Below are 20,590 nucleotides of genomic sequence, written 5' to 3'. Positions count from 1 at the left end.
TGCGCGTGCATTTAATGCCAACACATTTAATGCGGTTGCATGGACATGCCCGGACGACTAGGATGACGTCATGTCGAACACGGCACCGTCGGACACCGCGCCGCAGGCGCTGGTCGGCGAGTGGCGTCGACTGCTCGACCGGCACGCCTTCGTCAGTTGCGCCTTGGACAAGGCACTCCAGGACCACCGGATCGGCCTCAGCGAATTCGAGACCCTCGATCGCCTGGTCGACGCGGCGTGCGGCAAATACCCCATGAGCGAACTGGCCGGTGACATCCACCTGAGTCAGAGCGCGCTCTCCCGCGCGGTGGCCCGCCTCGAACGCGACGGCCTGGTGCGCCGGGACATGTGCGTCGAGGACAGGCGCGCGCTGTTCGTCTGCCTCACCGACAAGGGCAGGCAGGTACACGCCGAGGCCGTCCCCACCCATCGGCGCGTACTCGCCGAATGCTGGGACGGCCCCGGCGAACTCAGTCCAGCAGCGTGCGAACGTCCACCGCGGCGGCCTTGATGCCCGCGAAAGCCTTGCGGTAGCGCTCGATCTCGGAATCCTTCTCCAGGTACACCGGCCCGGTGAACGCCTCGACGTAGACCACCGACGGCTCGGACTGCTCTCCCGCGAGATCCTCGGGGAACTCCAGCAGCACGAAACGCCCGGAATCCATGCCGTCGTGGTAACCCGCCTCGGTGGGCACCGCCTGGATACGCAGGTTCGGCGATTCGGCCATCCGGCGCAGATGCGCGCGCTGCTCGGCGGCCACCTCGGGCCCGCCGACGGTGTGCCACAGCGCCGACTCGCCGATCACGACGTCCAGATGCAGCGGCGCCTCGGCGCGGGTCACCAGCTTCTGCCTGGTCAGCCGCAACTGCGTGCGTCGATCGAGCTCGCCCGGCGAGGCGTCGGGCCGCGCGGCCGCGTGCAGCGCCCGGATGTAGGACTCGGTCTGCAACAGACCGGGGATCACCTCGTTCTCGTAGGTCGACAGCCGCCGGGCCGCCTCCTCGAGGCCGATGTAGACGTCGAAACCCTCCGAGACGACGTCACCGAAGGTGGTCCACCACCCACGCGCCTTTGTCTCGCGCGCCAGCGCGGTCAAGGTGCCCACCAAATCGCCGGGTGCGTCGTAGACCTTGCACATCGCCTCGACATCGAGGCTGCGCAACGAGGTCTGCCCGGTCTCGATACGCCAGATCTTGGCCTCCGACCACTCCAGCCGCTGCGCGGCCGTGCGGGTGGTCATCCTGGCTCGGTTCCGCAGTTCTCGCAGGTGGCGGCCCAATTGCCGCCGTGGCATGGTCGACCCCGTAGTTCCGTTCGGTAGAGCCATGCTTACCCCCTCGCGCCATGCGTCGACTCGACCCGGCGCTCCTCCAGGGCCCCCGGCGCGACGCGCTTCCAACCGGATGCCCGCGGTCGGTCGGCCACCCGGACAGCATTGTTTCACAGCTGATCTGACATAGTGCACATCCGCCGGCACATTCAGGCCATTGTCCCTTTCGCGCCGAACTGGTTCACGGGTGGTCTTTTTCGGCAATACAGCAGAGTTGGGCCGCGCCCGAAAGCCACGCGCGGACCTACTTGCGCCCGCGTCCGCGGAAGCGCCAGAACTGCACCGCGCGCACATCCTCGGACAGTTGATTGACCGGTTCGGCCACATCCGAGAGCGCCTGGAACAGATCGTCGGCCAGATCGCTGATGTGCTCGACGCGCGCCGCCAACCGCGAGGCGTTCACCAGGAACTCCAACAGCAGTCGCACCACGGCCGCGATGGTCAGGCCGAGCGGGACCGCGATCAGCGCCGCCGCCACCCCCAGCACCGCCGACACCTGCCACATCAACACCGTCACCGCGATCGGGACGCCGATCGCGAAGGCCAGACCGAGCATGTAGGCCAGCGGCAACAAGGTCCGGGTGACCGGACGGTGGAACTGCACGTCGAGCAGACCGCGGGCGGCCTGGACCGCCCAGGTGCGGAATGCGCGCGGACTCGCGAAGGGTTCGGCGGGCCGATCGGCCTCCATCGCCGGTGTCCGCTCCCGCGCGGGCAGGGCTTTCCAGGCGATCCAACGGGATTCGGTCTCGGGGTCGGGGACGTTCTCGCCCGCCGCGCCACCGGTTTCGTCGCTCATGGCGCGATCCTTCCCGCATCCCGTCGTCCGGCCAACCGCAGGAGATACCCACTTCGGGAGAAGTTCTCCCGGTCATAGCCGGATTCTATGAAGTGAGACGCGTCATACAAACCGAAACTTCTTCGGAAACATCCGTAACGCCGCACCCACCTGCTGTCGATACCCCCCGTGAACGCAGGACCCAAAGATCTATCGGGGAATGGAGAAAACAGTGCGCACCACGTTTCCGACTTCCGTCTCGGCGGCCGACATGACCGCCGCAGCGCAGGACTACACCGCGCGTGGGTGGACGGTCGCCGAAACGGCCAACGGTCTGTGCCTGATCACCGACGACGAAGTGGCCGGTGTCGAGGTCAGCGGGAAGCTCGCGGGCGATGTGCGCCGGTTCCTCCGCTCGAACAACCTGTCCGGCCCGGTCATCGTGATCCCCGGCGCCGAGCGCCGCGAGATCCACCTCGTCACCGGCCTGCGCAAGGCCGCGATGGCGATCGAGGCGCTGCGCGAGGCGGGCGCGATCGTGCACACCGACGGCGCGGGCATCGCCCTGCCGCCCACCCAGATCTCCGCGGCGGGCGCCGCCGAGTGGAGCGTCGCCCCGCAGGATGCCCGCTGGTTGCCCCCGGTGGTCGCGATCGCGGCGGCCGTGCGCTCGTCGCTGTCGCGTCGCCGCACCGGCGAGACCCTCACCAGCGTCGCCTGCTGAGTCACCCGCACCACGCACCAAGTGCTACCGGTCCGCCGGTAGCGCCACCAGCCGAACGGTTCCGGCCTGCCCGCGGCACAGCGGGCGGCCGCTCGACGCCCACGTGGCGTCGGGTCCCGCGTTCACGGCCCGCGCCGGAACCGCACGGCGACCCACCGCCGAGTCGATAGCTCGCGGTCAACTGGATCGACGGCCGGTCTCCGCCTCCCCGCGGATACCGGCCGAATCTGTCCCAGCCACTATTGACGCAGCCCCGCGCGGCGCGATGATGGGGTATGGCCGAAGTCACCACCGCCCGCAATCTCCTGCGTACCTGCCCGCTGTGCGAGGCGGTCTGCGGACTCGAGATCACCCTCGACCAGGACGATCACGTCACCGCCGTGCGCGGGGACAAACTCGACCCCTTCAGCAAAGGCTTCCTCTGCCCCAAGGGAGCCAGTCTCGGTCAGTTGGACGCCGACCCCGATCGGGTCACGGCTCCGCTCATCCGCGACCGCGCGACCGACACCTGGCGCGAGACGAGCTGGGCGGAGGCTTTCGATTACATCGCCGACCGTCTGCCCGCCGTCCTGGCCGAGCACGGCAAGCAGTCCGCGGGGCTGTACATGGGCAATCCGACCGCCCACACCGTCGCGGGCGCGCTCTACGGCCCCGCGCTGATCCGCGCGTTGGGCACCAAGAACCTGTTCACCGCCAGCACCGCCGACCAGATGCCCAAACAGGTCGCCAGCGGCCTGATGTTCGGTGACCCGCTGGTCGTGCCGGTCCCCGACCTGGACCGCACCGACTACCTGCTGATCCTCGGGGCCAACCCGCTCGAATCCAACGGATCGGTGTGCACGGCACCGGATTTCCCCGGACGGCTCAAGGCGCTGCGCAAGCGCGGCGGTCGCTTGGTCGTGGTCGACCCGCGCTTGACCCGCACCGCCAAACTCGCCGACGAGCACCTGTTCATCCGCCCCGCCAGCGACCCCTACCTGTTGTTCGGCATCGTGCGGACCCTGTTCGAGGAGAATCTCACCGACATCCGCGTCGAGGTCGCCGGCCTGGACGAGGTGCGCGCGGCCGCCGCCGATTTCACCCCCGAGGTGGTCGCGGCCCGCACCGGTGTGGACGCGGACACGGTGACGCGTCTGGCCCGCGAACTCGCCGCCGCGCCCACGGCCGCTGTGTACGCGCGCATCGGCACCTGCACCGCCGAATACGGCACCCTCACCCAGTGGCTGGTCGAGGTGATCAACACGCTGACCGGCAACCTGGACTCCCCCGGCGGCGCGATGCTGTCCACCGCCGCCGCCCGCGGGATCATCCGCAGCAAGCCGTTCCAGGTCGGCCGGTGGATCAGCAGGGTCCGCGAACTGCCCGAATCCATGGGCGAACTGCCGGTGGCCACGCTGGCCGACGAGATCGTCACCGCGGGCGAGGGCCAGATCAAGGCGCTGGTGACGGTGGCGGGCAACCCGGTGCTGTCCGCGCCGAGCGGACCCCGACTGGCCGAGGCGTTCGCCACGCTCGAGTTCATGGTCAGCGTGGACCGCTACATCAACGAGACCACCCGCTTCGCCGACGTCATCCTGCCCGCGCCGCGCCCGTTGCAGGTGCCGCACTACGACTTCGCGCTGTTGCAGTTCGCGGTGCGCAACTACGCCAGGTACTCGCGGCCGCTGCTGCCGCTGGACGGCCCGTCCGAGGCGGCGATCCTCGCGACGCTGGCCGCGATCGTCAGCGGGCAACCGCACACCGGCGATCCGCTGGCGGCGCTGGACGAGATGGTCATCGCGAGCACGTTGGACAGCGTCGGGATGGCCCAGCGCCGCCCCGACCTGCACGGGGAGAACACCACCGAACAGCGCATCGACATGATGCTGCGCCTGGGCCCCTACGGCGAGTGGAACGAGGACCGACTCGAGTCCGACTTCCCCGACGGCCTGAATCTGCGGGTGCTGCTGGACAATCCGCACGGGATCGATCTCGGACCGCTGCGCCCCCGGTTGGCGCAGGCGCTGCGGACGGCCTCGCGCGTGGTGGAACTCGCGCCGCCATCCCTGCTGGCCGACGTCGAGCGGATGCGCGCCGCGCTGACCGAGCGCGCGCCGGACTTCGTGCTGATCGGGCGACGGCACCTGCGCTCGAACAACAGTTGGCTGCACAATGTGCCCGCGCTGGTCAGCGGCACCAATCGGTGCACGTTGCAGATCAATCCGGCCGATGTGGCGCGTCTGGGTCTCGGCGAGCGGGCCGTGGTGAAATCCGCGGCGGGCGCGCTGACGGTGGTGCTCGAGCCGACCGACACGATCATGCCGGGCGTGGTGAGCCTGCCGCACGGGTGGGGGCACGGCGAGATCCCGCAGGGCGTCGCGAGCGCGCACGCGGGCGTCAACGCCAATGTGTTGACCGACGATTCGGTGATCGATGTCCCATCGGGCACCGCGGTGCTCAACGGCGTCCCGGTCTCGCTCACTCCCGCGTGAGCGCTTCCGTCGTGTGATCCGGTACCGCCGCCGCGCTCCCGATATTCCGAACGGTCGGAATGGGCAAATTCGTGGAAATCGCGGCGGCGAACCGGCATTCGCTCAATCCTGCGATGGTCGCGTTCATCGAACGGATGGACATGGGTGACCATTTCGGTGTCAAGGCGTCTCGACAGGTCAACGGACTCGCCGAGGTGGCCACCGCGACCGGAGTCACAGCGGTCGACGACCTCGCCTCCGTCTCCGGTGTCGCCGGAGCCGGGAGCACCGCGGTCGGCGCGCTTGTCCGGGCTCAGCGGAGTTTGAAGATCACCGCGCGCTGGACGACGAAATTGATGACGGTCGCCGTGCCCTGCGCGATCACGAAGGCCACCGTCAACTGCCACGCCTGATCGCCCAGCCACCGCACCATCAACTCGTTCAGACCGACCTGCACGCCGAAGGTGGTGGCGTAGAGCGCCACCACCGCCGCGAAACGGGCCCGACTCGGCGGCGCCTGGAAGGTCCACCGCCGGTTGATCAGGTAGGCGGTGGTGGTGCCCGCGACGAAGCCGATCGCCTTCGCGCCGCTGGTGGGCAGGCCCACCACCACCTTCAAGAACATGTAGAGCCCGAAGTCGACGATCGCCGAGAGCCCGCCGGTGACGGTGAACCGGATGATCTGGGTCCGCAGGTCGATCCCCGCGGCCTCCTCCGGACCGATCGGCCCCCCGAGCGCGCCCGTCAGGGGCGGTTCGGCCTGCGAGGGAAGCTGGGATTCGGCATGCACGGCGACGAGCTTAACGGCAGGAGAGGTATGCCATACCGGGGAGTACGGCGAGGGCGGTCGCCTCGCGGGCGATACCTGTAGCCTCTATCTCGATGTCCACGAAAGTCTCGACCCCCACCACCCCGACCGGTGAGAACACGACGACCGGCGCCGACGGGACCTCCTACGAGCTACCCGTGCACACCCGGAAGCTGTCGGGATGGGCTCGCACCGCCGCGACCACCGCCGAAGTGCTGTCAACCCCGGACCCCGAAGTGATCGCCAAGGCCGTGGCCATGGTCGCCGAGGACAACGACGGCAAGCCCGCGCACCTGCGGCGCGGCGTCATCGCCCGCGGTCTCGGTCGCTCCTACGGCGACAACGCGCAGAACGCGGGCGGCCTCGTCATCGACATGACGGCGCTCAACCGGATCCACCGCATCGACCGCGACAGCCGCATCGTCGACGTCGACGCGGGCGTGAACCTGGACCAGTTGATGAAGGCGGCGCTGCCGTTCGGTCTGTGGGTTCCCGTGCTGCCCGGCACCCGTCAGGTGACGGTCGGCGGCGCGATCGGCTCCGATATCCACGGCAAGAACCACCACAGCGCGGGCAGCTTCGGCAACCACGTGCGCTCGATGGAACTGCTGACCGCCGACGGCGTCGTGCACCACATCACCCCGCGCAAGAACGCCAAGCTGTTCTGGGCCACCGTCGGCGGCTGCGGACTCACCGGCATCATCCTGCGCGCCACGATCGAGATGACGCCGACCGAGACGGCGTACTTCATCGCCGACGGCGACGTCACCGCCGGGTTGGACGAGACCATCGCCTTCCACAGCGACGGCTCCGAGGACCGCTACGAGTACAGCTCGGCCTGGTTCGACGCGATGAGTCCGATGCCGGCGCTGGGCCGCGCGGTGATCTCGCGGGGTTCGCTGGCCACGCTGGACCAACTGCCGAAGAAGCTGCGCAAGAACCCGCTCGACTTCACCGGCAAGACCTTCCTGACCTTCCCCGACCTGTTCCCGAACGGCCTGCTGAACAAGCGGACCTTCGCGCTGGCCACCGAGGTCTGGTACCGCAAGGGCACCACCTACCGGGACAAGACGCAGAACCTGACGGCGTTCTACCACCCGCTGGACATGCTCGGCGAATGGAATCGCGCCTACGGTTCGCGCGGCTTCCTCCAGTACCAGTTCGTCGTGCCGCCGGAGGCGGTGCAGGAGTTCAAGCAGATCCTCATCGATGTGCAGCGCTCCGGGCACTACTCGTTCCTGAACGTGTTCAAGTACTTCGGCGCCGGCAACCAGGCCCCGTTGAGTTTCCCGATGCCGGGATGGAATGTCTGCCTGGACTTCCCGATCAAGGCGGGTCTCAACGAATTCGTCACCGAACTCGATCAGCGCGTCCTGGAATTCGGCGGCAGGCTCTACACCGGCAAGGATTCCCGGACCACCGCCGAGTCCTTCCACAAGATGTATCCCCGGATCGACGAGTGGATCAAGATCCGCCGTTCGGTCGACCCCACAAACGTTTTCATGTCCGATATGGCGAGAAGGCTGGAGCTTCAGTGATCAATGCCGTAGGTAACCCGCAGACCATCCTGCTGCTGGGCGGAACCTCGGAGATCGGCCTCGCGATATGCGCGGAGTACCTGAAGAAAGGTCCGGCGCGCATCATCCTCGCGGCCCTGCCCGGTGACCCGCTGCGCGACGGCGCGGTCGCGCAACTGCGCGCCGCGGGCGCGAACGCCGTCGATGTCGTCGATTTCGACGCGCTCGACACCGGCAGCCACCCGAAGGTCGTCGAGGCGGCCTGGGACGCGGGTGACGTCGACGTGGCGATCGTCGCGTTCGGCCTGCTCGGCAATGCCGAGGAACTGTGGCAGGACCAGCGCAAGGCCGTGCAGATCGCCGAGATCAACTACACCGCCGCGGTGTCGGTGGGCGTGCTGGTCGGCGAGAAGATGAAGGACCAGGGCTACGGGCGCATCATCGCGATGTCCTCGGCCGCGGGTGAGCGGGTCAAGCGCTCGAACTTCGTCTACGGCTCGACCAAGGCCGGTCTGGACGGCTTCTACCTGGGTCTGGGCGAGGCGCTGAAGCCGTTCGGCCCGCGGGTGCTGGTCGTACGGCCGGGCCAGGTGCGCACCGCGACCACCTTGGCGTACTGGAAGGAGACCGGCGCGAAGGAGGCGCCGTTCACCGTCGACAAGGAAGAGGTGGCCGCGCTGGCGGTGGCGGCTTCCGAGCGGGGTAAGGAATTGATCTGGGCCCCCGGCGCCTTCCGCTACGTGATGATGATCCTGCGCCACATCCCGCGCCCGATCTTCCGTCGTCTGGGCCTCTGAGAGTTCCTTTTCCGCGAGCCGCGCCGCGTTCCCCCGGGAACCGGTGCGGCTCGCGTGTTTCCGCGCATGGTTACCATCGTCGCGGCGGCATTCCCGCGGTCGTCCCGACACGGAGCCGAGCAGCGAACCCGGAGGCGTAATGCGAGTTATCGGACCTGTCCCCACCGGCCGCCGCGGCGCGGTCCTGGGTCGTCACCTGGCCTCGGGGCTCGGTGAGGCGCTGCTCGCGACGCTGGTCGCGATCGTGGTGGCCGCGGTGGGTCTGGTCGCGTTCTCGCTGGTGGACTGGCCCGCGTTCAACTCCTCGCACGTGACGCTGGCGTTGACGACCGTCGGCCAGGTCGTCGCGGCGGCGCTGCTGGTGGCCTCGATCGTGCTGATCCGGATGCGCCGGTGGCCGTGGCTCGCGAAACCGCTGTCCTGGGTCGGGATCTCGACGTTCGTGACCGTCACCCTCGGCATGCCATTGGCCGCGACGAAGCTGTACCTGTTCGGGATCTCGGTGGACCAGGAGTTCCGCACCGAATACCTGACCCGGCTCACCGACAGTCCCGCGCTGCGCGACATGACCTACATCGACCTGCCGCCGATGTACCCGGCGGGCTGGTTCTGGGTCGGCGGACGGGTCGCGAACGTGCTCGGCATGGACGGCTGGGAAGCCTACAAGCCGTACGCGATCGGGTCGCTGGCCGTGGCCGCGGTGCTGGCGCTGGTGCTGTGGTCGAAACTCATCCGGGCGGACTGGGCGGTCGCGGTGACGGCGGCGACCACGGCGGTCACCCTCGCCTACGCCGCGCCCGAGGCGTACAGCGCGGTCATCGTGGTGCTGCTGGCCCCGGCGCTGGTGCTGGCCTGGGGGGCTATCCACCGGCCCGCCGAGGCGACGACGACCGCCGCGACGGCGGGTGGATGGGGCGCGGTGCTGGGGACAGGGCTGTTCCTCGGGCTCGGCGCGACCTTCTACACGCTGTACTTCCTGGTCGCGGCCTTCGCCGTCTTCCTGATGGGGCTCACCGCCGCCGCCATCGCGGTGTACACGTTCAGGTCCGAGGCGCGCCGGACGAAGGCGACCGAGCCGGTCCGGGCCTGGCGCGCGGCGGTGCCGCCGCTGCTGCGGATGGTCGTGATCGCGATGATCGCGGGCCTGGTCGCGGCCACGGTGTGGCTGCCGTACCTGCTGAAGACCTTGACCACGAAGACCGCGGGCTCCGGGACGGCGCTGCACTACCTGCCCGAGTCGGGCGCCGAACTGCCGCTGCCGATGGTCGACTTCTCGCTGCTCGGCGCGCTGTGCCTGATCGGCACGCTGTGGCTGATCGTGCGCGCCGCCTCCTCCCGCCGCGCGCAGGCCCTCGGCCTCGGCGTCGTCGCGATCTACCTGTGGACGCTGCTGTCGATGCTGGCGACCGCGGCGGGCACCACCCTGCTCTCGTTCCGGCTCGAAGCGCCGCTGCTGGTCCTGCTGTCCGCCGCGGGCGCGTTCGGTTTCGTCGAGGGGGCGCGCGCCGCCTACCAGGCGTTCAACGAACCGGCCCGCTTCCGGGTGGCCGCGGCGGCCGTGGCCCTGCTCGGCGCGCTCGCCTTCGTCCGCGACATCCCGCACGTGCTCGAACCCGAGATCACCACCGCCTACACCGACACCGACGGCGACGGCGTGCGCGGGGACCGCGGCAAGGAATCCGCGATCTGGCACTACCGCGACATCGACGCGGCGCTGCTGGCCCAGACCGGGCGCCCCCGCGACGACACCGTCGTCCTGACCGCCGACACCAGCTTCCTGTCCTACTATCCGTACTTCGGTTTCCAGGCGCTGACCTCGCATTACGCCAACCCACTCGCCGATTTCGCGGGCCGGGCCGCCGCCATCAAGACCTGGAGCGAACTCGACAGCCCCGCCGAACTGCGCGCCGCGATCGACGCGACACCCTGGCGCGGACCGGACGCGTTCCTGTTCCGGCGCTCCGGCGAGAACTACACGCTGCGACTGGCCGCCGACGTCTATCCCAACGACCCGAACGTCAAGCGCTACACGGTGGCCTTCCCCGCCCGTCTGTTCGCCGACCCGGCGTTCACGGTCACCGATATCGGCCCGTTCACCCTGGTCACCGTCCGTCGCTGACGCGGGTGGGTCGCGTCACGGATTGGACCGGGCGGGACTGGATACTCCAAGGGGCAGTGCCAACTTCTTCTCAGGAACGTCGAGTGCGCCGCACAGCCGCCGAACCTAGGGTGTGGGCAGGTTCGGACGTCGAGAATGTTGGAGTAGTCGGCAGGTGCGCGCGGGAAACGTCGATCGAGGCGGACGAGACGGATCGACGGCGGTGCTCGAGACCCCGCCCGAAGCGGACAGCGGGAGCCTGCTCGCCCCGGCGCCCGCACGGGGCGCGGTCCTGCTGCGCCGACTGCGCGCCGCGCGAGCGGACCTGCTCGCCGCCGCGCTGTATCTGGGTGCGGCCGTCGTCGTGCTGTCGGGTCAGTGGCGCGACACCGCGGGCGGCTACCTGATCAAGAGCGGCCAGGACCAGACCATGTGGGAATGGTTCTTCGCCGTCACCGCGCATTCGGTGGCGAATCTGGAGAACCCGCTGGGCACCACGCTCCAGAACTATCCGGCGGGCGTGAACATGATGGCCAACACCGCCATGTTCGGCGTCGGCATCCCGCTCACCCCGGTCACGCTGCTGTTCGGCCCGACCGTCACCTACGTGCTGGCCCTCACGCTGGGCCTGGCCTGCACCGCCTACGCCTGGTACTGGCTGTTCTCCCGGGAACTGGTCGACTCGCGCCTCGCGGCCGGGATCGGCGGCCTGTTCTGCGGCTTCGCCCCGGCGATGATCTCGCACGCCAACGCGCACCCGAATTTCGTCGCTCTGGGACTGCTGCCGGTCATCGCGGGTCTGCTGATCCGGGTCGCGCGGCGCGGACTGACCGACCCCGACGCGCCCCGGGCGCGATGGCGCGACATCGTGACGCTCGGTCTGCTGGTCGCCGCGCAGATCGCCCTCGGCGAGGAACCGCTGCTGATCTTCGCGCTGGCCTTCGGCGTGTTCGCCGTCGCCTACCACCTGCACGCACCGCGCATCGGCCTGCGCGCCCTGGTCGCGATCGCCCCCACCGTCGCCGCCGCCGCGGTGCTCACCCTCACCCTGACCGCCGTTCCGCTGTGGTGGCAGTTCTTCGGAGCGCAGAGCTACCGCACCCTCGACCACGGCCCGATGGGCAACGACCTCAAGACCTTGGCGCAGTTCCCGTCGGAATCCCTGGGCGGGATGTTCCTGCCCGGCCAGTACGTCGCGATCAACGACACCGAACAGAACGCCTACTTCGGGTGGCCGCTGCTGTTGCTGCTGGCCGTGACGGTGCTGCTGCTGTGGCGGGACCGGGTGGTGCGCGCCGCGACCGCGGTGATCCTGCTGTTCGGGGTGCTGTCGCTGGGCTCGGTGGCGATGCTGGGCAAGCAGCCCACCGGGGTCGCCCTGCCGTGGCGGTGGGCCGAACACGTGCCCGTCCTGAACTCCGTGCTGGAATCGCGGCTCACCATGGCCGCCGTGCCCGCCATCGCCGCGATCCTCGCGCTGGCCACCCAGCGCGCGGTCACCACTTGGCGGGCGTCGGCGGGCGACCGCAGGCCGCTCGCCTGGTTCGCCGCGCTCGGCCTGGCGCTGCTCCCGTTGACGCCGACGATCCTGCCCGTGGTCGAACGACCTGCCACGCCCGCGTTCTTCGCCGACGGCACCGTCAACCGTTACGTGGATCGCGGCTCGGTGGTGGTCATCCCGCCGCCGCGCCCCGCCGAGGCCGGACAGTTGCGCTGGCAGAGCGCGGCCGACTTCGGATTCCCGCTGGCGGGCGGCTATTTCGTCGGCCCCACCAGCACCGACCGCAAGGGGATCTACGGCCCGGAGTTCCGGCCGACCGTCGCCCTGCTGGTGCACGCCCAGGAGACCGGACTGGTCCCGGAGATCGGTGACCAGCAGCGCGCCGAAGCCGTAACGGACCTGAACTTCTGGCGCGCGGACCTGTTGGTGCTGCCCGCCACGCGCAACGCCGACGTCCTGCGCAGCACGGTCACCGCCCTGGTCGGCTTCCTGCCCACCCGCGTTCAGGACGTGTGGATCTGGGACGTCCGGCACGGCGGCTACGACGGTGGCTAGCATGAACCCCCGTGCGACCGGACCGATCGACTCCAGCGTTTGACCGTTACCGCCTGATCGCCCTCGTCTCCGGATTTCTCGGATTCGTCCTGGCGCTGCTGACCCCGCTGCTGCCGGTGCGTCAGGACCAGGCCACGCTGGACTGGCCGCAGGCGGGCGCGAGTACGGATGTCACCGCGCCGTTGGTCTCCTACGAACCGCTGCGCCTGACCGCCTCGCTGCCCTGTTCGGTCCTCCGCGACGCCGCGGGCGCACCCCCCGCCGAGACCGCGCCGCCGCCGGGCACGGAACCCGCTGCCGCGCTGACACTGCTGAACACGGTGCCCCTCGCCTCCGGACAGGCCACCGCCAAGGGACTGGTGGTCGCGGTGTCGGAGGGCACGGTGTCGATCATCCAGCGCGACGTACCGCTGCTGTCGGCGCCGGTCGCCGAGATCGGCGGGTGCGCGGCGATCACCGTCGAGGCCTCGGCCGCCGGCACCACCGCCGAATTCACCGGCGTGAACCGCGCGGACGGAACCCCGTTCCGCAACACCGTCACCCGCGACATCCGCCCGCAGGTGGTCGGGCTGTTCACCGACCTGGACGCCGCGCGGATCGCCGACGCGCGCGTACACGTCGACATCGACTCCCGGTTCTCCTCCACTCCCAGCGCGCTGAAACTGCTCGTCATGATCGCCGCGGCGCTGTGCACGGTGATCGCGCTGCTCGCGCTGCACATGCTTGACACCTCCGACGGCCGCCGCGCGCGCCGCTTCCTGCCCGCGCACTGGTGGCGCTTCGGCCCGGTCGACGCGGCCGTGCTCGGCACGCTGCTGCTCTGGCACGTCATCGGCGCCAACACCTCCGACGACGGCTACATCCTGAACATGGCCCGCGCGTCGGAACATTCGGGCTACATGGCCAACTACTACCGCTGGTTCGCCGTTCCCGAAGCCCCCTTCGGCTGGTCCTACGAAGTCCTGGCCTGGATGACGAAGGTCTCGGCGGCCAGTCCGTGGATGCGACTGCCCACACTGCTGGCGGGCATCGTGTGCTGGTTGGTGATCAGCCGCGAGGTGCTGCCGCGACTCGGCGCGCGGGTACGCGCGCACCGGGTCGCGGTGTGGACGGCCGGCCTCGTCTTCCTGGCCTTCTGGCTGCCCTACGACAACGGCCTGCGGCCCGAACCGCTGATCGCCGCGGGCGCGCTGCTGACCTGGTGTTCGATCGAGCGCGCGATCGCCACCGGACGCCTGCTTCCCGCGGCGATCGGCGTCATGATCGCGGCGTTCTCGCTGGCCGCCGGTCCTACCGGGCTGATCTGCATCGCCGCGCTGATCGCCGGGTCCCGGCCGGTGTTGCAGATCATCGTCGAACGCGCCCAAGGGTCGCTGCCGCGCGGAACCGCCCGCGACACCGTCGATCCCGCCCCGCGCCGCGCCCCGCTGACCGTGGCGCTGCGCTACGCGGCGCTGATCGGGCCCGGCCTGGCGGCGGGCACCCTGGTGCTCATCGTGGTGTTCGCCGACCAGACGTTGGCGACGGTCATGGAGGCCACCAGGGTTCGCACCATCGTCGGGCCCAACGTCGCCTGGTTCGACGAGCGCACCCGCTGGGACTCACTGCTGATGCTCGCGCCCGACGGATCGCTGTCGCGGCGCTTCGGCGTGCTGGTCATGCTGCTGTGCCTGCTGGTCTGCGTGTTGCAGGTGCTGCGCAAGGGCCGCATCCCCGGCACCTCGCGCGGTCCGTCGGTGCGCATCCTCGGCATCGTGTTCGCCTCGCTGCTGCTGATGATGTTCACCCCGACCAAGTGGACCCACCACTTCGGCGTCTACGCCGGACTGGCCGGGTCGCTGGCCGCGTTGGCGGCGGTCGCGGTGGGCAGCGCCGGGATTCGCGCGCCGCGCAACCGCGCGCTGTTCGCGGCGGCGGTGCTGTTCCTGCTCGCGATCACCTTCACCGGCTCCAACGGGTGGTGGTACGTCTCCAGTTACGGTGTGCCGTGGTGGGACAAGGCGCCGCTGGTCGCGGGCAAGGGCGTCTCGACGCTGTTCCTCGGCCTGAGCGGTCTGGCGCTGCTGTGGGCGGTCTGGCTGCACTTCCGCGAGCCCTATCGCGCTCCCGCGCCGCCGAACCGGTTCGACCGGTTCGCCTCGGCCCCGCTGACGATCGCGGCTGCGGTGCTGGTGCTGTTCGAGGTGGCCTCGCTGGCCAAGGCGGCGGTCACCCAGTACCCGGCCTATTCGATCGCGAAGTCGAATGTCGCGGCCATGACCGGTGATCCGTGCGGCCTGGCCGACGACGTCCTGGTGGAGACCGACACGGCCGATTCGCTGCTGTCACCGTTCGAGGGCTCCCACGCCGACGGTCTCGCGGGCCCCGGCACCAAGGGGTTCACGCCCGACGGCGTCGCCGATGATCTCACCGCCGACGCGGAGGAGACCGTGACGGGCGGCGCGAATTCGATCGACAAGGATTCCGCCAACAAGACCACCGACACCACCGGCGCGGGCACCGGCGGCGGCACGACCGAACGGGCGGGCCTCAACGGCAGTTCGGTGGCGCTGCCCTTCGGGCTCGATCCGGCGCGCACCCCGGTCCTGGGCAGCTACCAGGACGGTGAGCAGCGGCAGGCCGCGCTCGAATCGCAGTGGTATCGCCTCGATCTGGCCGACAGCATGCGCCACGACCCGGCCTACCGGGTCCTGGTGGTGACGGCGGCGGGCCGCATCCGCTCGGTGGACGCCGACGGGGTGCTCACCTACGGCCAGGATCTGCGCCTCGAGTACGGGACGAGGGCGGCCGACGGCACGGTGACCACGCTGGGCTCGGTGGTTCCGCTCGACATCGGTCCCGCGCCGTCGTGGCGCAATCTGCGGGTGCCGTTGGACCAGTTGCCCGTCGAGGCGAACGCGGTGCGCCTGGTGGCCGTCGACAACGACATCACCCAGCGGCAGTGGCTGGCGGTCACCCCGCCCCGGTTGCCGCACCTGCGCCCGTTGAACGACGTGGTCGGCTCGAGCGATCCGGTGCTGCTGGACTGGCATGTCGGGCTCGCCTTCCCGTGCCAGCGCCCGTTCGACCACCGCGACGGGGTCGCGGAGGTGCCGGACTGGCGCATCCTGCCGGACCGGGTCGGCTCGGACGCCTCCAACGCGTGGCAGGACGACATCGGCGGCGGCCCGCTCGGCTGGACCGGGTTGATCGCCGAGGCGCAGACGGTGCCGAGCTACCTGGACGAGGACTGGGGACGGGACTGGGGTTCGCTAGAACGGTTCACCCCGTACGTGCCGGGGGCCGATCCGGCGACCATCGACGTCTCGGTGGTCGATCGCGCCGGCTGGTCGAAACAGGACCCGATCCGGATCCGCTGAGTGGCGCCGCCGTGCCCGCGATCGTCCCGGACAGACACGGGAAGGTTGCCGGCACGGCGGATTACCGCTGATTCGACGTCGACCGAGGCGGCGAACTCGGTCGATTCGGACATGATGCATCATAATTCAGGAATGCTGAATTCTGTGAAACTCGCCACATACCGACCGGAATGCTGAGCCCGCCCGCCCACTCGCCGGTAACCGGTGAAACCTCCTGATACAGCGCCGGTTTCGGCGGAGTGACGCCTCAGTAACCGATGATCGTATTGCCAGGCTCAACACAGTTTGGGAACGTATCGTTGTGGGTATGACAGCAGCCTTCGATGACATGGATCTGCGCGATCTCGTCGACCTGCTCACGGACGACGAGAAGCGCGAGTTACGTCCCGCCGTATTACGGGTGCTCGGACGCCTGCCCTCCCAGGAGGTGTTGCGCCGCGAACTCGGCAGGCGCATGAAGGTATAACTCGCCGCGGCGATCCCCCGTTCCACCAGCCCGACAACGACATTCACGAGGCCGTGACGTCACCGACGTCACGGCCTCGCTCCGTTTCCGACCCCGACTCGTCCGACCCCGACGACGACGAAGCCCGCCGGAACCACCCGGCGGGCTTCGTCGACGCTCAGGGCAGACGCATCTCGCCCGGCGACCACGTGCCCAGGCGGGAGGTGGTGGCCGTATCCAGCTTCGCCGGAGTGGCGCTGCGGTCGTAGCGGTCGTAGCGCTCGAGCGAACCCCAGTCCCGCGCCCAGTCGTTCTTCATGTAGGTCGGGATGGTGGTCGACTTGGCCAGCATCTGGGTGAAGCCCAGCGGGCCGCCGAACTCCTGGGCCTGCCAGGTGTTGGTCGAGCTGATCGCGAGCGGACGGTCCGGCAGGATACGGTAGCCCGGCATCTCCGCGACACCGTTGACGTGGCCGAACGGGCGCTGGCACGGGAACTGCAAGCCCACCGCCCAGTCCAACAGGACCGGCTGATCCGAGCCGAGGTAGCTGTTCAGCGACTCCAACGTCGGCATCCGCGGCGGGGTGAAAGCCAGCCATTGGTCACCGATCAGGATTCGGTCGGCCGCGACGATGCGCACCGCGTCGGCATCGGGAGCGATCTCGTCCAGCGGCACCCGCAGGTTGCGCCACGACGGGAACGGGCCGATATCGCGCGGCCGGTAGGAGCCGAGGGTCGCGACGCTGCCGTCGGCCTGACGCTTGCCGTACTCGACCATCAGTTCCTGGCCGTACTTCATCGACCCGGTGTCGTCGAAGGACATGATGCGGCCCGCCGCCGAGATGACCACCAGCGGCTTGTCCGCCGAGCGCGGCGCGAGCGCGTACCAACTCGAGGTCAGTTCGGCGGGCTGCTGCACGCCTTCCTGGTAGCTGCCCATCACGGGCGTCGTCGCCGGGTTCAGGCCGAACGGCAGCGCCACGGTGCTCCCGTTGACGCCCTGCGCGCCCTGACCGCCGCCGGTGCCCGCGCTCTCGCCCTCGGCGAAGGCCGCGCCGACCGACTGGGTGGAGGTGTTACCCGTACCGGGCTTGACCTCGACGCTGTCGGCCGACAGGTCGTCGGGGACGCCGTTGGCGTCGAAGCCGAAGGACCCCACCCCGGCCAGCGGATCGGTGTCCGGCGGCGCGGCCGGATCGAGGATCGGCTGCAACCGACCGCCGTTCGGGTTCTCCTCGACCAGGACGTCGTTGGCCAGACCGCAGGAGTTGCCGCCGAGCGCGTCGAAATTCGAGCGCCCCAGCGAATAGGCCGGGTACTGCGAGTAGGCGCCCTTGGCCAGCGACAGCACCTCGAGCACCACCATCAACGCGGCGACCACCGTCAGCGGGATCGCGGCGAAACGCCGGATGCGCCGACCGCGCGCCGACCGCGGCGACGCCTCCGGCCCCACGTACTGCTCACGCAGCGTGAACCAGCCGACCAGCGCCAGCGACGCGCCGAACAGGATCAACATCACCGAATTGGACTGGTAGCCGTGCAGCGAGATGCGCTTGTCGAACCACGGCACGCCGAAACTCGACACGTACCAGTAGCCGTTGATGCCGGAGAAGGCCAGCGCGAGCACGAACAGCAACCCGGCCAGGAAGATGGCCCGGTTCTTGCGCGCGCGCAACGCCGAGGCCGACACCGCCACCGCCGTCACCGCCGCCAGCGAACCGGCGATGCCCGCGTACGCGCCGAAGTGGTGGGTCCACTTGGTCGGGTTGAACATCATGAAGAAGATCGTTCCGAAGACCACGCCCATCAGCCGCCACGTCGGACCGCCCGCGATTCCGGGCACCTGCCTGCGCCGCAGCAGCACCAACATGGTGGTGAACAGGCACAGCAGCATCACCAGGAACGCGAAGCGGCGCGAGAGCGAACCGTCGACCGTCTCCACGAACAGGTAGTAGTAGCGCAGGTAGTCCTCGTACCAGGCCAGGTTCGGGCCCGCGGCCTGCCGGACCCGGTTGGCCTCCTGGATGCCCGCGAAGGTCTGGTCGCTGTAGACCACCGTCAACACCAGCAACCCGGCCGCGGCGATCGGGGCCAACAGCGGCAGCGTGCCGAACTGCCGGTGTCTGCGCACCACGATCCGCACCAGCGGACGGATGCCCGCCAGCAGCGCGGCCACACACATCAACCCGGTGGGCGCGGCGGCCAGCGTGAACGCCGCGATCAGCACCGCCATCGCGGCGGGCAGCAACCGTCCGGTGGCGATGGCCCGCTCGATCGAGACCCAGGTCAGCAGCGCGCCCAGCGCGACGATCGGCTCCGAACGCAGACCGTTGTCGAAGGGCAGCCAGAACGCCAGGAACACCAGGCCGCCGGTCCACAGCGCCACTTTGCTGGTGCGCACGCCGCGCCCGAGGCGGGGCACCACCTCGCGGCTGATCACCATCCAGCACAGGATCGCGCAGGCCAGCGCGGGCAGACGCACCCACGGACTCGCGGTGGAGATCTCCGAGAACACCTGGATGACGTAGTAGTACCAGCCGAACGGCGCTTCGGGCACGCCGTACCAGCGGAAGTAGTTGGCCATGTAGCCGGCGTCGGGCGCGACCCGCACCATCGACAGGATGTAGCCGTCGTCGGAGGTGTTCGCGCCGATGAAATGCCACACCAGCAGCGTGCCGATGACCGCGCCGTCCGCCCAGGTCGGCTTGAGCCAGTTCGCGGGCAGGAAACGGCGGTGGCCGCGGCCGTCGCTGCCGTCCAGGCGGGCCAGCGCCGCCAGCGCGATGAGCGTGCACAGCACCGCCGCGATCATCGCGATCGCCTTGATCGCCGACGGCTTGGAGGTGAAGCGGGTGTCCACCGTCATCTCGAACGCCAACCCCGCGGGGGCCGCACCCTCGAGATCGGAGAACACGCCGACCACCTGCGGCCGCAGGTCGCCGTTGAGCTGCCCCTCGACCGGGACCACCACCGACTCCTTGACGCCCGGCGATCCCTCGACCGGCCGCTGCACCGTCCGGGTGAGACCGGTGAACTCGGCGTGCGTGCGGGCGCTGTCGGAATCGATCACGATCGACGTGCAGCGCCCCATGTCCGCGCGGTCGGCGGAGGCGACCACGGCGTTGCGGTCGACCACGTCCACCGCCGTCTCCGAGACGCGCACGAACAGCGCCTCCAGCGCCGCCCGGTCGCCCTGCGGCGGCGCGGTGGCCAGCAACATCCCGCCCTGCGCGGGCAACGCCTGCACCGCGCTACAGGGAATGGTGGCGTGCAGGTCGATCGGCACCTGCGACATCAGCGGCGCCTGCACGTTGTTCAGCGTGGCGCCCTGCGGCCAGTTCAGCACCGCGGCGGTCTGGTTGACCGGCAGGAACGGCGTCGCCAGCGCCAGCAGCGCACCTATCAGGCCCGTGACCAGCGCGATGATCCGCGCGGTCCGGAAATCGCGCGCGGCGACCGCCGGGGCGGGCGTGGGTTTGGTGAGAACAGCTGTTGCGGCGTCTGGCACGGTTGGACATGCTATCTTCCCGCTCGATCCACAGCTTGACGTGTAACCGATGGATTGTGGATCGATCGAATAAACCCCGATCCGCCCGCCGGAAATCGCGGCGAGAATCCGCGCCCCGCCGCGGCGCGCATCCGGCTACCGCCCGGAAACGGGGACCGAATTGGTGACCCTCGCCCACCGTCGTGGAAAGGTGTGGGTATGACCAAGGTGAATCTCGTGACGAACTTCGGACCGATCGTGCTCGAACTCGACGCGGCCAAAGCGCCGAACTCGGTGCAGAACTTCGTGGACTACGTGAATTCCGGCCACTACAACGGCACCATCTTCCACCGCGTCATCCCCGGCTTCATGGTCCAGGGCGGCGGTTTCGAGCCGGGCCTGCGCCAGAAGGGCACCAAAGCCCCCATCCAGAACGAGGCGAACAACGGCCTCACCAACGACAAGTACACCGTCGCGATGGCCCGCACCAACGATCCGCATTCGGCCACCGCGCAGTTCTTCATCAACGTCGCGGACAACAAGTTCCTCAACCACTCCGCCCCGACCCCGTCGGGCTGGGGTTACGCGGTGTTCGGCAAGGTCGTGGAGGGCACCGAGGTCGTCGACAAGATCGTCGGCGTGACCACCGGTTCCGCGGGCATGCACCAGGACGTGCCGCAGGACGACGTCGTCATCGAATCGGCCACCATCGCTTGATCTTTCCGCGCGGTCGGGCCGTC

The 20,590-nt window shown here is 69.4% G+C and carries 14 protein-coding genes; 10 read left to right on the top strand and 4 right to left on the bottom strand.

Features of this window, described 5'->3' with window-relative positions; translation table 11 throughout:
* Positions 1-70 precede the first annotated feature (70 nt).
* Complete coding sequence (locus ON30_RS00705) at positions 71-511, top strand: MarR family winged helix-turn-helix transcriptional regulator (protein WP_051028788.1); 441 nt, start codon at positions 71-73, stop codon at positions 509-511.
* On the opposite strand, the gene ON30_RS00700 is transcribed toward ON30_RS00705, so the two are convergent.
* Together ON30_RS00700 and ON30_RS00695 are read right to left on the bottom strand one after the other, a co-directional pair.
* Positions 471-1,295 (bottom strand): helix-turn-helix domain-containing protein, encoded by an 825-nt coding sequence (locus ON30_RS00700; RefSeq protein WP_281004704.1) that lies wholly within the window; start codon positions 1,293-1,295, stop codon positions 471-473. The genes ON30_RS00705 and ON30_RS00700 overlap by 41 nt on opposite strands.
* A gap of 280 nt (positions 1,296-1,575) precedes the next feature.
* Positions 1,576-2,130, bottom strand: coding sequence for a DUF4282 domain-containing protein (locus tag ON30_RS00695; RefSeq protein WP_040703299.1), 555 nt, complete (start codon positions 2,128-2,130; stop codon positions 1,576-1,578).
* Between the two features lie 211 nt (positions 2,131-2,341).
* On the opposite strand from ON30_RS00695, the gene ON30_RS00690 reads away from it, so the two are divergent.
* Positions 2,342-2,833 (top strand): hypothetical protein, encoded by a 492-nt coding sequence (locus ON30_RS00690; protein ID WP_040703297.1) that lies wholly within the window; start codon positions 2,342-2,344, stop codon positions 2,831-2,833.
* Between the two features lie 275 nt (positions 2,834-3,108).
* Positions 3,109-5,304 (top strand): molybdopterin oxidoreductase family protein, encoded by a 2,196-nt coding sequence (locus tag ON30_RS00685; protein ID WP_040703295.1) that lies wholly within the window; start codon positions 3,109-3,111, stop codon positions 5,302-5,304.
* Positions 5,305-5,596: 292 nt separating this feature from the next.
* On the opposite strand, the gene ON30_RS00680 is transcribed toward ON30_RS00685, so the two are convergent.
* A complete protein-coding gene (locus ON30_RS00680; protein WP_083911063.1) occupies positions 5,597-6,073 on the bottom strand; it encodes a GtrA family protein in 477 nt (158 codons plus the stop codon).
* Positions 6,074-6,165: 92 nt separating this feature from the next.
* On the opposite strand from ON30_RS00680, the gene dprE1 reads away from it, so the two are divergent.
* The 6 genes from dprE1 (at position 6,166) to ON30_RS39980 (ending at position 16,384) form a co-directional block, all read left to right on the top strand.
* Positions 6,166-7,629 (top strand): decaprenylphosphoryl-beta-D-ribose oxidase, encoded by a 1,464-nt coding sequence (gene dprE1 / locus ON30_RS00675; RefSeq protein ID WP_040703294.1) that lies wholly within the window; start codon positions 6,166-6,168, stop codon positions 7,627-7,629.
* Positions 7,626-8,405: a decaprenylphospho-beta-D-erythro-pentofuranosid-2-ulose 2-reductase gene (gene dprE2, locus ON30_RS00670; protein WP_040703293.1), complete on the top strand. Its 780-nt coding sequence runs from the start codon at positions 7,626-7,628 to the stop codon at positions 8,403-8,405. The genes dprE1 and dprE2 overlap by 4 nt, the downstream gene beginning before the upstream one ends.
* 139 nt (positions 8,406-8,544) lie before the next feature.
* Positions 8,545-10,524: a galactan 5-O-arabinofuranosyltransferase gene (locus ON30_RS00665; RefSeq protein WP_169334861.1), complete on the top strand. Its 1,980-nt coding sequence runs from the start codon at positions 8,545-8,547 to the stop codon at positions 10,522-10,524.
* A gap of 202 nt (positions 10,525-10,726) precedes the next feature.
* A complete protein-coding gene (locus tag ON30_RS00660; protein WP_245553884.1) occupies positions 10,727-12,559 on the top strand; it encodes a putative glycosyltransferase family protein in 1,833 nt (610 codons plus the stop codon).
* Between the two features lie 11 nt (positions 12,560-12,570).
* Positions 12,571-15,918, top strand: coding sequence for an arabinosyltransferase domain-containing protein (locus tag ON30_RS00655; protein WP_051028787.1), 3,348 nt, complete (start codon positions 12,571-12,573; stop codon positions 15,916-15,918).
* 307 nt (positions 15,919-16,225) lie between these two features.
* Positions 16,226-16,384, top strand: a complete 159-nt coding sequence (locus ON30_RS39980) for a hypothetical protein (RefSeq protein WP_169334860.1) — start codon at positions 16,226-16,228, stop codon at positions 16,382-16,384.
* Between the two features lie 157 nt (positions 16,385-16,541).
* On the opposite strand, the gene ON30_RS00650 is transcribed toward ON30_RS39980, so the two are convergent.
* A complete protein-coding gene (locus tag ON30_RS00650; RefSeq protein ID WP_040703292.1) occupies positions 16,542-19,871 on the bottom strand; it encodes an arabinosyltransferase domain-containing protein in 3,330 nt (1,109 codons plus the stop codon).
* 198 nt (positions 19,872-20,069) lie between these two features.
* On the opposite strand from ON30_RS00650, the gene ON30_RS00645 reads away from it, so the two are divergent.
* Positions 20,070-20,567, top strand: a complete 498-nt coding sequence (locus ON30_RS00645) for a peptidylprolyl isomerase (protein WP_040703447.1) — start codon at positions 20,070-20,072, stop codon at positions 20,565-20,567.
* The last annotated feature ends 23 nt before the right edge of the window (positions 20,568-20,590 follow it).

Source organism: Nocardia takedensis NBRC 100417 (assembly GCF_000308695.1).
Taxonomy (GTDB): Bacteria; Actinomycetota; Actinomycetes; order Mycobacteriales; family Mycobacteriaceae; genus Nocardia; species Nocardia takedensis.
The sequence above is the reverse complement of the archived record's forward strand: the minus strand, read 5'-3'. Positions and strand labels throughout refer to the sequence as shown.

Excerpts from the sequence above, each read along its gene's own strand:
- ON30_RS00665 (WP_169334861.1), top strand. The coding sequence starts at position 8,545 with ATGCGAGTTATCGGACCTGTCCCCACCGGCCGCCGCGGCGCGGTCCTG.
- ON30_RS00645 (WP_040703447.1), top strand. The coding sequence starts at position 20,070 with ATGACCAAGGTGAATCTCGTGACGAACTTCGGACCGATCGTGCTCGAA.
- ON30_RS00700 (WP_281004704.1), bottom strand. The coding sequence starts at position 1,295 with ATGCCACGGCGGCAATTGGGCCGCCACCTGCGAGAACTGCGGAACCGA.
- ON30_RS00685 (WP_040703295.1), top strand. The coding sequence starts at position 3,109 with ATGGCCGAAGTCACCACCGCCCGCAATCTCCTGCGTACCTGCCCGCTG.
- ON30_RS00705 (WP_051028788.1), top strand. The coding sequence starts at position 71 with ATGTCGAACACGGCACCGTCGGACACCGCGCCGCAGGCGCTGGTCGGC.
- ON30_RS39980 (WP_169334860.1), top strand. The coding sequence starts at position 16,226 with ATGACAGCAGCCTTCGATGACATGGATCTGCGCGATCTCGTCGACCTG.
- ON30_RS00695 (WP_040703299.1), bottom strand. The coding sequence starts at position 2,130 with ATGAGCGACGAAACCGGTGGCGCGGCGGGCGAGAACGTCCCCGACCCC.
- dprE1 (WP_040703294.1), top strand. The coding sequence starts at position 6,166 with ATGTCCACGAAAGTCTCGACCCCCACCACCCCGACCGGTGAGAACACG.